The organism is Prosthecobacter vanneervenii (assembly GCF_014203095.1).
Lineage (GTDB): Bacteria > Verrucomicrobiota > Verrucomicrobiia > Verrucomicrobiales > Verrucomicrobiaceae > Prosthecobacter > Prosthecobacter vanneervenii.
In genome coordinates, this window is record NZ_JACHIG010000002.1 from 556,417 (window position 1) to 571,205 (window position 14,789).

Genomic DNA, 14,789 nt, shown 5'->3' on the forward strand with positions numbered 1-14,789 from the left:
CGGACCACTTTGCTGGCGCAGGTGCGGGACGCGGGGAGCATTCCTGCGGAGCAGAGGAGCGGCCCCTCACCCGGCCTCTCCCCGAAGGGGGACTGGGAGCTGCTGGAGCTTGGGCGGGGAGAGGGGATCTGCGCTGAGGCGTTTTGAGGCAGGAGTGACTTACCGAAGACTTTGGTGAGTGTGCCTGCGCGGGTCTGCGAAGGTGAGTGGTGATGTGTGGATCAGGGGGATTGCGAGCCGCACAGGGGACTGTGCGGACCACTTTGCTGGCGCCCTAGCTCGACTGCTTTCTGCAAGCTTCACGCGTGGCAAGGGATGGCTTCACTTTCCAAGAAGGAAGGCGAGGAGATCGGCCATCTGCTCTTTGTTGATGGCGGCTTCGAGTCCGACGGGCATGAGGGTGCGGTCGAGGGATTTCATTTCCTTGATGGCGCTGCGCAGGATGGTTTCTTTGGCTCCGCCCATCATGGCGAGGACGATGCTGTCGCCGGTCTCGCTCTGGATAAGGCCGGAGAGGGTGCGGCCGTCTTTTGTTTCGACGGTGTAGGCGCTCCAGCGGGCTTCGAACATGCGGTTGGGATCGAGGATGTCGGCGAGAAGGCCTTCCGGGGGCTTGACCTTCACATCGGAGAGCGGAGGGCCGACATCGACGCCCAGATTTCCGTGTTTGTGGCAGGTGATGCAGATGGTGGCGAAGACCTGCTGGCCCTTTTTGGCATCTCCTTTCATGGTCGTAGCCACCATGTAGTCCTGCACCACTTTGGCGCGGTCGCTGCTGGCTTCGCCGAAGAGCTTTTTGGCGAGGTCTGTCATCTCGCCTGAGCCGCGCTGATAGCGCCAGCGCGTCTCCACATCGACCCAGGCGGTGGGGAACTCGCCTTTCTCCATGCGCTTGAAAAGCTCAAGTGCGGTGGTGGCATTGGCGGTGAGGATGGGGACGAGATCGCGCTTCAATGCGGGGCCGGCTTTGGGCAGGAGCTCATAGATCAACGGTGCGGTGCTGGTGGCTGCATACTTCTTGAGCAGCACCAGCGCGGCGGCGGTCAGCTCTGGAGGCTGGCTGGTGGTGAGCAGGGTCTTGACCACCGGCTGCACGGCATCCCATTTGCGCTGGCCGAGAAGCGGCATGACGGCGAGGCGCTCATCGAGCGGAGCTTTGGTGTCCGCGATGATGGCGTCGATCTTTGACTGCAGCGCGGCGATCTCCTTGGCGGCGTCCTCATGCCCCTTGGGCAGCTTGGCCAGGCCCTGCAGCAGCGCGGGCTTCCACCAGAGGAGCTCGCCCGGCTTTTTCTGCAGGAGCGAGAGCAGAGCCTTCACATCGTCGGCTTCTGCATCGGCCACAGCGCCGGTGGCGAAGGTGCGGATGGTGGCGGTGCGCACATCGGAGAATGTTTTGAAGAAGTCGTCTCCCAAGGAGCTGAGGATGCGGCCCATCTGCTTGCTGGAGGCGGACGCGACCATCTTCGACATCCATGCATCTTCTGGGTATTTCGAGATCAAAGCGGCAAGCTGAGCTGCATCTGTGATGCTCTGCACTTTGAGGAAAGCGGCGCGCTCGGCATGCTCCGGAGGCACTTCGCCCCAGCCGACTTCGGGAATGGCGTGGTAGCGGCCGGGTGTCTTGGCCACGAGCTTCTTGGTGCCTTTGGGCACGACGCGCCAGATGCGGCCTTCGTTTTCGCCCTGGCGCATGTCGTGGGTTTTGACGAACTCCTCGGGGAAGAAGCGGGCGTGGTCGATCCAGCGGCGGTAGATGTCGCAGATGTAGATGGCACCATCGGGGCCGGTGGTGAAATTGACGGGGCGTGACCATTCATCGGCGCTACGGAAGAACTCGGTGCGATCACCGACACGCGTGGCTTTGAGGGAGGCACCATTGGGCTCGATCTTGTAGCGGGTGACGAGCTGGCCGGTGGGATCTGGGACGAAGACGTTGTTTTTCAGCTCGGGCATGAGCTGACCACGATAGACGCCCAGGCCGGAACAAGCGGTGTTTGTACCGGCGTGGGCGTCAGCCGTGGTGTGGGTGATCTGAAGCGGAAAGACGCGAGTGTCCGCGCCGAAGGGGGCGATGTCCTCGAAGTTTTGGGTGATGCCCGCGTTCGGATTGCGCAGCATGGCCTCGTAAGGCATGACGGTGAACATGAGGGGGTTGCGATTGGAGCAGTAGAAGTGGTGGCCCCAGTCATCGAAAGCACCGCCGTATTGACCTTTGCCGCCGGTGGGAGTGATCTTGTCGGTCTTGGGGTCCCATTTGAAATTGCTGCCGGGGATGTTCACCACATCCGTGGGTTTGTCGGCGGGGTAGATTTCCTTGGCGTCGAGGCCGTTGTTGAAATGCACGCAGCCGTCCAGGCCCCAACGCGGAGCGCTGACCTGGAGCTGTGCGTGGCGGGGATTGAAGCCTTTGATGAGGGGGCGGATTTCATCGGCGACGTTGTCGCCATTGGTGTCTTTGAGAAAGAGCACCTGCGAGCGTGTGGTGGCGATGAGGCCGCCATTGTAGGGCAGCAGGCCCTGCACGTTGTCCATGTGATCGGCGAAGGTGACGGCCTTGTCCATGCGGCCGTCCCCATCTTCGTCGGTGAGGAGTTGGATGCGTGAGAGCCAGGGATCTCCGGCGTTTGGCGGGCCGAGAGGATAGTCGCGCATGTCTGCGACATACATGCGGCCCTGTGCGTCCCAGGTGCACTCCACGGGATCGAGAACGAGAGGTTCGGCAGCGACGAGCTGGACTTCATAGTCGCCGTCGAGCTGGATGCGCTTGAGAGATTCTTCAGGAGAGAGAGCCTTGGACTGGCCATCGCGCACGGCGCCGATATCGCTGCCGCCGCTGGCCTGGATGGCGCTCCATTTTTCTTTGAACTCGCCGAGCGGGTGAAGCTCATAGCGGCGCACGATCATCTCTGCGCCTTCCGTCTGGAGCAGCACGCGGCCTTCGCTGGGTTTGCAGTCAAAGGCTTCATTGACCATGGCACCGTTCACAAAGTACTGCAGCGTGTCGCCTTTGGCGATGACCTCGAGGCGATTCCACTCGCCGGGGGGAGACTCGACATCCTCACGGCCGCGGAAGCCGCGCTTGTCGGCCCAGTCCACGTCGCGGTGTTTCCAATTGATGCGGCCCTTGGTCACGGTCTGGCGGGGTTCGCCTTTTTTCCAGATCTTCTCCTTGTCGCGATCGAGCGTGAACTCGGAGGATAGGGAGGTGGTGAGCTCGGTGCCGTCTGCGAGCTTGGGGGAGAGGACGAGGATATCGCCCACACCGCCCTCGATGATCTGGGCCTCGATGCTGGCCATCCAGGTGTCTGAATAGGCGCCGTGCGGGCCGTAGGCGTGGAGGAGGACGCCGTTGTCCTTGGCGGCGTTTTCGCGCTTGCCCCAGGTCTTGGTGCCCCACTTGAACTCGAGCACGAGGTGGTAGTCGCTGTAGATGTCCTTGGTGGCGACGTAACCGTAGCCGCGGCCGCTGATATTGAAGGTGCCGTCCTTGGCAAAGGTCCAGATGTCCTTGGGGGCATCATGGAAGTCTGCCTTGGGGTTCACGTGATACTCCACGTTGCCGGATTTGATGACTTCGAGCAGGTCCACTTTTTTGGTGACCGGCTGGGCCAGGACGGCGGTGGCGCTAAGTAGAAAAGAGGCAAGGGCAAGGCGCATGGCTTTGATACGACGGGGGTGAAGCAATCATTACGGCCCCGCATTTAAAGATGCAGACACGAATGAGCCCAAACTTGGTGCTTTTGTGACGGAGGCGGGACCGGCCGATCAAAGCGCTCTCTCTTTGCCTTACGAGAGCTTGTTGCGGAAATCGGCGTAGCCAAAGCGGCGCACCACGCGGTACTCCTTCGTGGCCGGGTCATAGATCCCGATGTCTGGATGCGGCACGCCATTGAAGGTGGTGGTCTTGACCATTGTGTAGTGGGCCATGTCTGCAAAGACCAGGCGCTGGCCGATGCGCAGCGGCTCGGGGAAGGAGTAGTTTTCCAGCACATCTCCTGCGAGGCAGGAAGTGCCGCCCATCTTGTACTCATGCGGATGAGCGCCCGGCAGTCCGGCACCGAAGATGTGCGGGCGGTAGGGCATCTCCAAAGCGTCCGGCATGTGTGCCGTAGCGGAGACATCGAGAATGGCGGTGGGGATGGGGGCCTCGATGATGTCCTGGACCTCGGCGATGAGGTAGCCGGTGTTCAGGCCGGCGGCCTCGCCGGGCTCGATGTAAACATCCTTGCCCCACTTGGTGCGGAAGGTGCGGAGGACGTGAATGAGGCGCTCGACATCGTACTCCTGGCGCGTGATGTGGTGGCCGCCGCCCATATTCACCCACTGCACCTGCTCCAGCAGGCGGGGGAAGCGCTTTTCCACAGCCGCCACGGTGCGCTCGAGGACATCGCTGTCCTGCTCGCACAAGGCATGGAAATGGAGGCCCTCGATGCCGGTGAGGTCCTGGCCTTCAAGCTGATCAGCGCGGATGCCGAGGCGGCAGCCGGGGGAGCAGGGATCGTAGAGAGACACCTCGACCTCGGAGTGCTCCGGATTCACGCGAATGCCGGGGCTGGGAGCATGGCCGGTGGCGGCCTTGGCGGCATCCAGCATGGGTTTGAACTTCCGGAACTGAGCGAGGGAATTGAAACTGAGGTGATGCGAGATGGGGATGATCTCGCGCATCTCATGCTCCTTGAAGGCCGGGGAGTACACGTGCACCTCCTTGCCAAACTCCTGGGCCAGCAGCGCCTCATTCAGCCCGCTGGCGCAGCAGCCGCTGAGGTATTCCCGCATGATGGGGAAGACGCTGAACATGGAGAAGCCTTTGAGTGCCAGCAGCACACGCGCGCCGGATTCGCTCTGCACCTGGGCGAGCTTTTCCATGTTTCGGCGCAGCAGGGCCACATCCACCACATACGCGGGTGTCTCGATGGCATTGATGTCGAAAGCCGGAAAGGGCTGCTCGTAAACGTGCGGAGGAGTGAAGTCGGTGGTGGCCATTCAGGGGGGAAAACGGGATCAGGGAATAGGGAACGACAGGCGTGAGAGACAAGCGGCAAAAATGACGAATAACGAAATCCGAATGACGAAATAAGTCCGAAGCACGAATGTCGAAAACTGCGTCTCGACACTCGTCATTCGGATTTACTCATTTGGTCTTTCCTACCGCTGCACCTTGGCGTCTCCGCCTTCGGCCAGTTTCTGGACTTCGGGGAAGGTGGCCATGCTGGTGTCTCCGGGGGTGGTCATGGCGAGGGCGCCGTGGGCGGCACCGTAATCGACGGCTTTCTGCGCGTCGTTTTCCATCAGCAGGCCGTGGATGAGACCGGCGACGAAGCTGTCGCCCGCGCCGATGCGGTCGAGGATGTCGAAGCGGGGGTAGTTGCGGCTGCGGTGGAAGGCGCCCTTGTGCCAGCAGAGTGCACCCCAGTCATTGACGCTGGCGGTGTGCACGCGGCGGAGGGTGGCGGCGATGGTGTGCAGATTGGGATACTGCGCCGCGAGCTTTTCCATCATGGGGCGCAGCTTGGCGTCCTCGGCGGCGAAGATGTCGTTGGGGTCTGTGGGGGTGGAGGAGGCGACAGGCGGGTCGTCGCTGAGCACGCCAATCATGACATTGACGTAGGGGGCAAGCTGGCGGTTCAGCGCCTGGGAACCGGCAAAGCCGCCGCGCTCCTGCCAGAGGGAGGGGCGGTAGTTGAGATCGTAGCTGACGGTGACGCCGTGTTTTTTGGCAGCTTCACAGGCCTGGATGGTGACCTCGGCGGTGGATTCGGAGAGGCCGGCAAAGATGCCGCCGGTGTGCAGCCATTTGCAGCCGAGGGTGCCGAAAATGTGGTCGAAGTCGAAGTCGCCCGGCTTGATCTGGGAGGCGGCGCTGTGGCCGCGGTCCACGCTGCCTTTGGCTCCGCGCACGCCGAAGCCGCGCTCGGTGAAATTGATGGGATTGCGCACGCGCTTGCCCATGCCGTCATAGGGCACCCATTTGACGAGGGAGCTATCAACGCCGCCCTGAAAGATGAGGTCTTCGATGAGGCGGCCGATTTCGTTGTCGGCGAAGGCGGTCAGAATGCCGGTGCGCATGCCGAAGCAGCGGCGTGCGCCGCGGGCCACGTTATACTCGCCGCCGCCCTCCCAGGCCGTGAACTGGCGGGAGGTGCGCACGCGTCCCTCGCCGGGATCGAGGCGGAGGAGGACTTCACCGAGGGAGAGCAAATCGTAGGCAGGTTGGGCGGGCATGGGGGCTAGATATGAAGCGCGGCGGGACGGTGGCAAATAACTCCTGACTGGAAAATGGGCAGAGGAGCGCTTAAATTTAAGGATGATTCGATTCCTTTCCTGCATTGCCTGCGCGCTGATGGTCTCTACGACGGGCTTCGCCAAGTCTCCCGTAGCCCCTGTGGAGCTCGAACCCTGGCAGAAAAACGCCATCGACTTTGAGACCGGGATGCTGTGGAAAGTGGGTGGGGACGCCACCTTTAACTACCGGATCATCCCCTTCATGGTCTCCTGGCGCACGCGGGAGATGTTTGGCCTGCATTTTCAGAACGGCTCCGCCCTGGTGGTACGCAACAAGTTCACCGCGATGGTCAACTACATCGAGACCGGCTCTGAAAACCGCTATCTCGGGCTCTCTGCCGCGCCCTCCATCGAGTGGTGGAGCCCGAGCCGCCGCTGGAGCCTCTTTGGTGGTGCAGGCGGCGGCATTGGCTGGATCGATGCCCAGGGTGTGCCCGGGGGCGAGGGCGAAAACTTCACGCTGAACTGGTACAGCCAGCTCGGTGTGGCTTATTCCTTCAATCCAGACTGGTCCTTCCGCACAAGCGCGATGTTTCAGCACATGTCCAACGGTGGCCGCACCACGCCCAATCCTGGTGTGAATACGCTCGGCATCACCATCGGCATCAGCCGGAGTTTTTGAGGCGGCTGGCAAAGGTTCGCCGTCAGCTACGGCGAATCGAGAGAGATGCCTCAAACGCGAATGGGGCGTCCATCCTGAGGATGGAGCCAGCAGTCGGGGTCGAACCGACGACCTGCGGTTTACAAAACCGCTGCTCTACCACTGAGCTATGCAGGCGCGTTTGGGGTTGGAGAGTGATCATAAAACGCCTGTGGTGATTCGGCAAATGGATTTACAAGCCGATTGATCCGGGGAAATGATCCCCTTCCCACGCCCAACCGCATGCTCATCACCAGCTCCTCCAACGAACGCATCAAACATGCCCGCCGGGTACGCGAGGGGAAGGAGCGTGATCTGATCTTTGTGGAGGGAGAGCGGCTGGTGGGTGAGTGCGTGAGCTCCGGGCTGGGGCTGCATGCCTGCTTTACCTCCGCAGCCCCCTCCCCTGCCCAGCAGGCGCTGCTGGAACGCGTCTCCTGCCCGGTGCATCAGCTCTCGGAGTCGGTGCTTGAATCTCTCGGAGACACGATGTCCACGCAGGGCATCATCGTGATCGCCGAGCACCCGCAGCCGGAACTGGACCGACTGTTTGCCAGCCCGGCCCCGCTCATCCTCGGGCTGGACCGCATCCAGGACCCCGGGAACTTTGGAACGCTGGTGCGCACGGCGGAATCTGCCGGCACCTGCGGCATCTTCTCATTTGCGGGGTCCACGGACGCCTTTGCGCCCAAGACCCTGCGCAGCTCGATGGGCTCAGCCTTCCGCCTGCCCATCCTGCCCGATGTCTCCGGGCTCGGGGCCATCGAAACCTGCCGCAGCCGTGGCCTCAAAGCTGTGGTGGCCACGGGTGAGGCGGAGCTGCTGCACTATGACTACGACTGGCGGCAGCCGACACTTTTGATTCTAGGCAATGAGGGACGCGGTGCGAGCGCGGACATCATGCGTGCCTGCGATGCACGGGTACGAATTCCGCTGCATGCGCCGGTGGAGTCGCTGAATGTGGCGGCGGCGGGTGCGGCGATCTTGTTTGAGGCGGTGAGGCAGCGCGGCTTGCGATAAAGCAAACAGCCCGGCTGGCTTTCACTTTCGGATGGTACGTTGATCCAGGTCGGCTTCGAGAACCTTGCCGATGAGCAGTGTGATCTGAGCCTGGAACCGATCATGAGCAGACGACTCCCCTTGAAGCACCAGCCTGGATCCGTCTTTATCCCCGTCCATGAGGCGCAGGCCCATGGCCTCAAGGCGCTGGTCCATTTTTTTGAAGAGAGCGCCCTTTTGAATCGCCTCGGAAAGATCTGCGCCTTCCCGCAAGGGCTCCCCCAAAATGAAGGCAATGAGCGCAGGGCTCATGCGATATTCCCTGGATTCAAACTCGGCATCTTCCATGACCGATCGAATTTGCAGCCGTCCGTCCCGCAGCCTGGTCTTGCAGATGTAAAGCTCGCAGAGATGCTGGATGGAAACGATCAGCGGGCTGTCTTTTGAAAGAACCAGAGGCGTTTCTGAGGCGGCCAAAGTCTTTCTGGCAGCCGCCGACCATTCGACCTTTGCGCTGAAAAACGCTGCCTCCGCGCTCGGAAGAGCTGAAAGGATCCGGTTCAACTCCGTTTCCAGGTCTCCCTTCAAATTGAGCGTTTGTTCCGGCGATGCTGACAAAAGCAAAGCCTCCAAACTGACCTCCTTTGCCCAGCCAGGTTCCGCGAGCAAAAATACCCAGCTAAGAAGCAACAGCGAGCCCAGTGTTTTCATACGGTTTGAGGTGCAAGCTTACGTGACATGACGCCGAACGCCCATGGACCAGCATAGCAAACCCATTCGCATTGCTATCGAAAACTGCGCCTCACAGTTCGAAGGAGAGTCACCCGATCTCCGGCAGCTTCCATTCGCCACGGAATGGCCGCGCGTTCATGAGGGCGTTGGCGGCTTCGTCATTGGGGAAGCTTTCGGACTGCGGGTCCCACACGAGCTTGCGCCTGGCCTTCAGCGCCATGGCGGTGAGTTGAGGCAGTGTGTCTGAGCGAACGGCGGTTTCGATGTCGCAGATGGCGCGCTGCTTGTTTTTGATGGCATCGACAAAGTTGCGGGTGTGCTCGAGGCTGGCGATGAGCTTGATGGGCATGGTGCCCTCTTTGTTGGCGGGATCGCGGAGGATGGTGTCGTCGCTGGCTTTGATGTTGCCGCGCAGGACATGCACCCAGCCATTTTCGCCGATGAAGCGCGTGCCGTGGCCGATGTCCATGTTCTTCTCGTTCACAAAGGTGATGGGGGCGGCGTTTGCATACTCCATGCGCACCTTCCACGTCAGCACGGCATCGCAGCCGCCTTTGTCAGGATAGGTGGCCTCGGCCTCCACGCTCACAGGGCCGGTGTCGTCGGTGCCATTGCCCCACTGAGCGATGTCGAGATGATGGATGCCCCAGCAGGAGATCATGCCGAGGGAGAAGTTGGTGATGTTCTCGTGATTGTCGCGCTTGAGCTTGTCCATGTTGAACGAGGTCATCGGCGCAGGCCCCACCCAGCGATCCCAGTCCACATGCTCGGGCACCGGCTGCTCAGGGAAATCTGGCCCGATCTTTCCACCCGGCACGCCCACCTGGATCTCCTTGAGCTTTCCGAGGCGGCCGTTCTGTGCAAGCTCGCAGGCCCAGCGGAATTTCAGGTCACTGCGCTGCTGGGTGCCGAACTGAAACACCACGCCCGTTTTCTTTACCGCCGCGCGGACGTGCTTGGACTCCTGCATGGACATGCCCATGGGCTTTTCATGGTAGATGTGCTTGCCATTGAGGATCGCATCTGTGGCGGGGATGCTGTGCCAGTGCACAGGAAGAGCCATGAGCACCGCGTCGATGGACTTGTCACGGTTCAGCTCGCGAAAATCGCTCATCACTTTCAGATCCGCGCTGCCGTAGCGCTCCGCCACCGCCTGCTGCGCGCGCTCGATGTTTTTCCTGTTCACGTCGAAAACGGCGGTCACGCGCACATCGTCATGATTCAAAAACGCCCGCATGTCATGCGTGCCCTGAGCGCCCGCGCCGATGACACCGAGCGTGATCTTGTTGGACGGTGCGGTCTGAGAGCGCAGCACATGGGCTGGCACAAACACCGGGGCGACACCCGTGGCGATGATTTGGGAGAGAAAGGAGCGGCGTGTCTTCATGGCTGGTGGGTCTGGATTCCTCAATGCTACGAAATGCGCGCCTATGTTTTGAAGGACAAACTTTGGGTGGAATCAGACGCCGACATCCGAAACTTGCGCGCGCTCGTTCCCACCTGCACATCTCAGCATGTCAGAAAACTCTTTCGATTTCATCGTCATCGGCGGCGGCAGCGGTGGGTACGCAGCAGCACGCACGGCGCACAGTGCAGGGCTGCGCGTCGCCGTAGTGGATGGCGCCTCCGAGCTCGGCGGCCTCTGCATCCTGCGCGGCTGCATGCCCAGCAAGACGCTGATCGAATCCGCCAACCGCCAGCTGCACATCCGCCACGCGGCGGAGTTTGGCCTCAAGGCCACCTCCCACGGCGTGGACGTGCGGACCATCCGCGACCGCAAGCGCACGCTGATCGCCGACTTCGCCGGCTACCGTCAGGGCCAGCTTGAGGACGGCCGCTTTGCCCTGCATCGGGGGCACGCGCGTTTCATCGATGCTCATACGCTAGAGGTCACTCCACGCGATGGCTCCTCCACGTACCAGCTCAGCGCCAAGAGCTTCTGCATCGCCACTGGCTCCGAGGTCTTTGTGCCCGATGTGCCCGGCCTCGCCGAAACCGGCTTCTGGACAAGCGATGACGTGCTGGACACCGAGTCCCTTCCCAAATCCATCGCCGTGCTCGGTGGTGGTGCCATCGCCCTGGAGATGGCCCATTATCTGGAGGCCATGGGCTGCGCCGTCACCCTCATCCAGCGCAATGCCCAGCTGCTCACCGGCCTCGACCGCGAATGCAGCGATGTCATTGCCAAAGCCTACTCTGAGCGCGGCATGAAGGTGCATCTTGGCACCCATCTGAACAGCATTGTCGCCATCAAGGACAAGAAGCTCATCGAGTTCACCCAGGGAGGCCATACCCACGCCATCCTGGTGGATGAAATCCTCCTCGCCATGGGCCGCCAGCCAGCCACGAAGAGCCTCGCTTTGGAGGCCGCGAAAGTCTCGCTGCATAAGACCAAGGTCGTCGTCAATGACTGCATGCAGACCTCCCAGCCGCACATCTTTGCTGCGGGAGATGTGTGCAGCCCGCTGGATGTGGTGCACATCGCGATTCAGCAGGGAGAGATCGCTGCGCGCAATGCCGCAAGACTCATCCGAGGCGAAACCGCCGATGAAACCATCGACTACCGTCTTACGCTTTTCGGCGTCTTCTCGCATCCGCAGGTCGCCGTCGTCGGTGCCACCACCGAAAAACTGCGCGCCCAAGGCATCCCCTTTCTGGAGGCCAGCTATCCCTTCAATGACCACGGCAAATCCATGGTGATGGGAGAGATGGCAGGCTTTGTGAAGATGCTGGCGCATAAGGAAACCGGCGAAATCCTCGGTGCCTGCGTCGTCGGCCCGGAAGCGACGGAGCTGATCCATGAGGTCGTCATTGCCATGAATTTCCGCTCCACCGTGCAGCAGTTCATGGCCATCCCGCACTATCATCCCACGCTGAGTGAGATCTGGACGTATCCAGCGGAGGAGATCGCGGATCAGATGGCAGAATGAGGTGGCTCTAGCGCAATCCCCGCAGGAAAAGACATAACTCTGGCATAATGAGGCACAGGGTTCGCCCGTTGAATGTTGAAGCCTCATTCCAACCATGCGCCGAGCCCTCTGCCTCCTGCTGGCCTTCCCTGCCCTTCTCCGGGCGGAGTCTGCCAAACTGAAATACAACCGCGATGTGCGGCCCATTCTCAATGAGAAGTGCTTTCACTGCCACGGCCCGGATGCCGCGCACAGGAAAGGCGACCTCCGCCTGGATCTGCGCGAGGACGCGCTGAAGCCCGCCAAGTCCGGAGACATCGCCTTGGTCCCCGGCCAGCCCGAGAAGAGCCAGCTCATCGCCCGCGTGGAGCTGCCACACGGAGACGATGACGTGATGCCGCCGGACAAGGACGGCAAGCCGCTCACCGCCGAGGAGAAGGCCATCCTGCGCCAGTGGATCAAAGAAGGCGCAGAATATCAGGGTCACTGGGCTTTCCTCAAGCCCGAGCGCTCACCCGTTCCAAAGATCAGCGATCCCCAATTCACCATCCGCAATCCCATCGACGCCTTCATCGCCGAGCGCCTGCAGGAGGAAAAGCTGGCCCCATCTCCCGAAGCCGACCGCGCCACGCTGCTGCGCCGTGTGACGCTGGACCTCACGGGCCTGCCACCCACGCTGGAGGAGATCGCCGCGTTTGAAAAAGACACATCTCCGCAGGCCTATGAAAAGGTGGTGGACCGCCTGCTGAAGTCCGAACACTACGGCGAGCGCATGGCCATGCAGTGGCTGGACTTCGCCCGCTTCGCCGACAGCCACGGCTTCCAGACCGACAGCAGCCGCGCCATGTGGCCCTGGCGCGACTGGGTCATCAAGGCCTTCAACGACAACAAGCCCTTTGATCAGTTCACGCTCGAACAGATCGGCGGCGACCTGCTGCCCAATGCCACACGCGAGCAAGTCGTGGCTACCGGCTTCAATCGCAACCACCGCCTCAATGGCGAAGGCGGCATCATCGCCGAAGAGTGGCGCATTGAGAACATCATCGACCGCGTGGAAACGACCAGCTTCACCTGGCTGGGCCTGACGCTGAACTGCTGCCGCTGCCACGACCACAAATACGATCCCTTCACGCAGAAGGACTTTTACTCCCTCTTCGCCTTCTTCAACAACATCGCCGAAAGCGGCACCATTCAGGGCAGCTCCAATCGCAGCGGCGGCAACTCCGATCCCGTCATCTCCGTGCCGGATGCCGAGGAGGAAAAGCAGCTCGCCCTCCTTCGCAAAAAAATCGACGCCGCGCAGGCGAAGGTGACCGAGACGCAGCTCCAGCTACCCAATCTCGTGGCAAGCTGGGAGGCGGACATGGAAAATCCCGAATCCGCCAAAAAGCCCATGTGGGAAGTCCTTCCCATCACAGAAGCCAAATCCCAGGGCAAAGCCTCTCTGCGCAAGCTGCCCGATGCCTCATGGATCGCCGGCGGGCGCAATCCAGACTCCGATATCTACACCGTCACCGCACCTCTGGCCGAGGGTAGCTTCACTGGCCTGCTGCTGGAGGCGCTGCCAGACCCCACACTGCCAAATCAAAGCCTGGGCCGCGCCACGAATGGCAACTTCGTCCTCACCGGCATCGAGGCCACGCTCAGCGCCCCCACCTTGAAGCAGCCGGTGAAAATCACCTTCGCCCGCGCCGAGGCCGACTACGCGCAAAAAGGCTACGATGTGAAGCTGCTGCTCGACAAAGATCCCAAGAACGGCTGGGCCATCGACGGCAACGACCCGCAGAAACGCGTGGAGCGCAATGCCATGTTCATCGTGGAGAAAGCCGTGCAAGTACCCGCCGGGGCCACCCTCACCGTGCGTCTGCTCCAGCAGTCCAGATTTGCCGGTCACAATGTCGGCCGCTTCCGTCTTTCCACCACCGATGCCGAGCCCACGCTCGCCAGCCTCGACGGCACCGGCGGCCCGCCTGCCGCCGTGCTGGCCATCATGAAAACTCCCACCGAAAACCGCACGCCGCAGCAGCGCAGCGAGCTGGAGAAATACTTCCGCGCCAGTGTGGACAGCCCCCTGCGAGATGCCGACTACGCGCTTGCCGCCGCCAAGGCGGAGCTGGAGAAATACGAGCGCACCGTCCCCTCCGTGATGGTGATGAAGGAAGGCCCCGTGCGCGATGCCTTCGTGCTGAAACGCGGCGAGTATGACAAGCCCGGCGACAAGGTCAGCATGACCACGCCCGCCGTGCTGCCACCCATGCCGAAGAACGCGCCGCCAAACCGCCTCGGTCTGGCGCAGTGGATTGTGTCACCAGAAAATCCCCTCACCTCCCGCGTGTGGGTGAACCGCGCGTGGGAAAAATTCTTCGGCTACGGTTTGTGCAAATCTTCGGAGAACCTCGGCACGCAGTCAGAGTATCCGGTGCATCCGGAACTGCTCGACTGGCTGGCCACCGAGTTCATCCGCTGCGGCTGGGACATGAAGGCCATGCAAAAGCTCATCGTCATGAGCGCCACCTATCGCCAGTCGTCCAAGCTCACGCCCGCATTGCTGGAGAAAGATCCTGAGAACCGCCTCCTCGCACGCGGCCCGCGCTTCCGCCTGCCCGGTGAGGTCGTGCGCGATCAGGCGCTGGCCATCGCCGGACTGCTGGTGCCGAAAATCGGCGGCCCCAGCGTGAAGCCCTACATGCCCGAAGGCGTGTGGGATGAAACAAGCAAATACGGCGACCTCCGCGGCTACAAGGCGGACACCGGCGAGGGACTCTACCGCCGCAGCTTCTACACCATCTGGAAGCGCACTGCCGCGCCACCCACCATGCTGCTCTTTGATGCGCCCACGCGCGAGATCTGTACCGTGAAGCGCAGCCGCACCAACACCCCGCTGCAGGCGCTCTCGCTGCTCAATGAGATCACCTTTGTGGAAGCCGCGCGCTCCCTTGCCCAGCAGATGATGCAGCACGGCGGCACCACGCCCGAGCAGCGCATCGCCTACGGCTACCAGCGCGTCACCGGTCGCAGCATCGAGCCCGCCGCGCTCAAGCAACTCGTAGGAGGCGTGCAGAAACGCATCGCTGAATTCCAGGCCAAACCCGTCGAAGCCACCGCGCTCATCGCCCAGGGTACCACCAAGGCGGATGCCTCGCTCAATCCTTCAGAGCTGGCAGCTTATACCACGACCGCCTCCGTCCTTCTCAACCTCGACCGCGTCATCACCCGCGACTGAT

Annotated in this window: 9 protein-coding genes and 1 tRNA gene; 4 read left to right on the top strand and 6 right to left on the bottom strand. The window is 61.8% G+C overall.

From position 1 onward, the window contains the following. Nucleotides 1-321: 321 nt before the first annotated feature. The 3 genes from HNQ65_RS07335 to HNQ65_RS07345 form a co-directional block, all read right to left on the bottom strand. A complete protein-coding gene (locus tag HNQ65_RS07335; protein ID WP_184338847.1) occupies nucleotides 322-3,660 on the bottom strand; it encodes a PVC-type heme-binding CxxCH protein in 3,339 nt (1,112 codons plus the stop codon). Between the two features lie 129 nt (nucleotides 3,661-3,789). Then, nucleotides 3,790-4,986: a carboxynorspermidine decarboxylase gene (nspC, locus tag HNQ65_RS07340; protein ID WP_184338848.1), complete on the bottom strand. Its 1,197-nt coding sequence runs from the start codon at nucleotides 4,984-4,986 to the stop codon at nucleotides 3,790-3,792. Nucleotides 4,987-5,148: 162 nt separating this feature from the next. Continuing rightward, on the bottom strand, nucleotides 5,149-6,225 hold the full coding sequence (locus HNQ65_RS07345; protein WP_184338849.1) for a sugar kinase: 1,077 nt from the start codon (nucleotides 6,223-6,225) through the stop codon (nucleotides 5,149-5,151). Nucleotides 6,226-6,307: 82 nt separating this feature from the next. Here HNQ65_RS07345 and HNQ65_RS07350 point away from each other — a divergent pair, with 82 nt between their 5' ends. Beyond that, the gene (locus HNQ65_RS07350) at nucleotides 6,308-6,907 is read left to right on the top strand and encodes an acyloxyacyl hydrolase (RefSeq protein ID WP_184338850.1); all 600 of its coding nucleotides are present in this window, start codon (nucleotides 6,308-6,310) and stop codon (nucleotides 6,905-6,907) included. An 81-nt stretch (nucleotides 6,908-6,988) separates the two neighbouring features. On the opposite strand, the gene HNQ65_RS07355 is transcribed toward HNQ65_RS07350, so the two are convergent. Further along, a tRNA-Thr gene (locus tag HNQ65_RS07355) sits at nucleotides 6,989-7,063 on the bottom strand. Between the two features lie 105 nt (nucleotides 7,064-7,168). On the opposite strand from HNQ65_RS07355, the gene HNQ65_RS07360 reads away from it, so the two are divergent. Next, entirely contained in the window at nucleotides 7,169-7,945 is a 777-nt protein-coding gene (locus HNQ65_RS07360; RefSeq protein WP_184338851.1) for a TrmH family RNA methyltransferase, read from the top strand. A gap of 21 nt (nucleotides 7,946-7,966) precedes the next feature. Here the strand turns inward: HNQ65_RS07360 and HNQ65_RS07365 are convergent, their stop codons facing one another. Together HNQ65_RS07365 and HNQ65_RS07370 are read right to left on the bottom strand one after the other, a co-directional pair. After that, nucleotides 7,967-8,635, bottom strand: a complete 669-nt coding sequence (locus HNQ65_RS07365; protein ID WP_184338852.1) for a hypothetical protein — start codon at nucleotides 8,633-8,635, stop codon at nucleotides 7,967-7,969. Between the two features lie 109 nt (nucleotides 8,636-8,744). Beyond that, entirely contained in the window at nucleotides 8,745-10,043 is a 1,299-nt protein-coding gene (locus HNQ65_RS07370; RefSeq protein ID WP_184338853.1) for a Gfo/Idh/MocA family protein, read from the bottom strand. A gap of 127 nt (nucleotides 10,044-10,170) precedes the next feature. Between HNQ65_RS07370 and HNQ65_RS07375 the strand changes: the two genes are divergently transcribed. Both HNQ65_RS07375 and HNQ65_RS07380 read left to right on the top strand, forming a co-directional pair. Next, a complete protein-coding gene (locus tag HNQ65_RS07375) occupies nucleotides 10,171-11,586 on the top strand; it encodes a dihydrolipoyl dehydrogenase family protein (RefSeq protein WP_184338854.1) in 1,416 nt (471 codons plus the stop codon). A gap of 94 nt (nucleotides 11,587-11,680) precedes the next feature. Then, entirely contained in the window at nucleotides 11,681-14,788 is a 3,108-nt protein-coding gene (locus tag HNQ65_RS07380; RefSeq protein WP_184338855.1) for a PSD1 and planctomycete cytochrome C domain-containing protein, read from the top strand. Nucleotide 14,789: the final 1 nt, after the last annotated feature.

Bases quoted from the DNA above. Each gene is read 5' to 3' on its own strand.
- HNQ65_RS07375 (WP_184338854.1), top strand. From the start codon at position 10,171: ATGTCAGAAAACTCTTTCGATTTCATCGTCATCGGCGGCGGCAGCGGT.
- nspC (WP_184338848.1), bottom strand. From the start codon at position 4,986: ATGGCCACCACCGACTTCACTCCTCCGCACGTTTACGAGCAGCCCTTT.
- HNQ65_RS07380 (WP_184338855.1), top strand. From the start codon at position 11,681: ATGCGCCGAGCCCTCTGCCTCCTGCTGGCCTTCCCTGCCCTTCTCCGG.
- HNQ65_RS07345 (WP_184338849.1), bottom strand. From the start codon at position 6,225: ATGCCCGCCCAACCTGCCTACGATTTGCTCTCCCTCGGTGAAGTCCTC.
- HNQ65_RS07365 (WP_184338852.1), bottom strand. From the start codon at position 8,635: ATGAAAACACTGGGCTCGCTGTTGCTTCTTAGCTGGGTATTTTTGCTC.
- HNQ65_RS07335 (WP_184338847.1), bottom strand. From the start codon at position 3,660: ATGCGCCTTGCCCTTGCCTCTTTTCTACTTAGCGCCACCGCCGTCCTG.
- HNQ65_RS07350 (WP_184338850.1), top strand. From the start codon at position 6,308: ATGATTCGATTCCTTTCCTGCATTGCCTGCGCGCTGATGGTCTCTACG.
- HNQ65_RS07360 (WP_184338851.1), top strand. From the start codon at position 7,169: ATGCTCATCACCAGCTCCTCCAACGAACGCATCAAACATGCCCGCCGG.
- HNQ65_RS07370 (WP_184338853.1), bottom strand. From the start codon at position 10,043: ATGAAGACACGCCGCTCCTTTCTCTCCCAAATCATCGCCACGGGTGTC.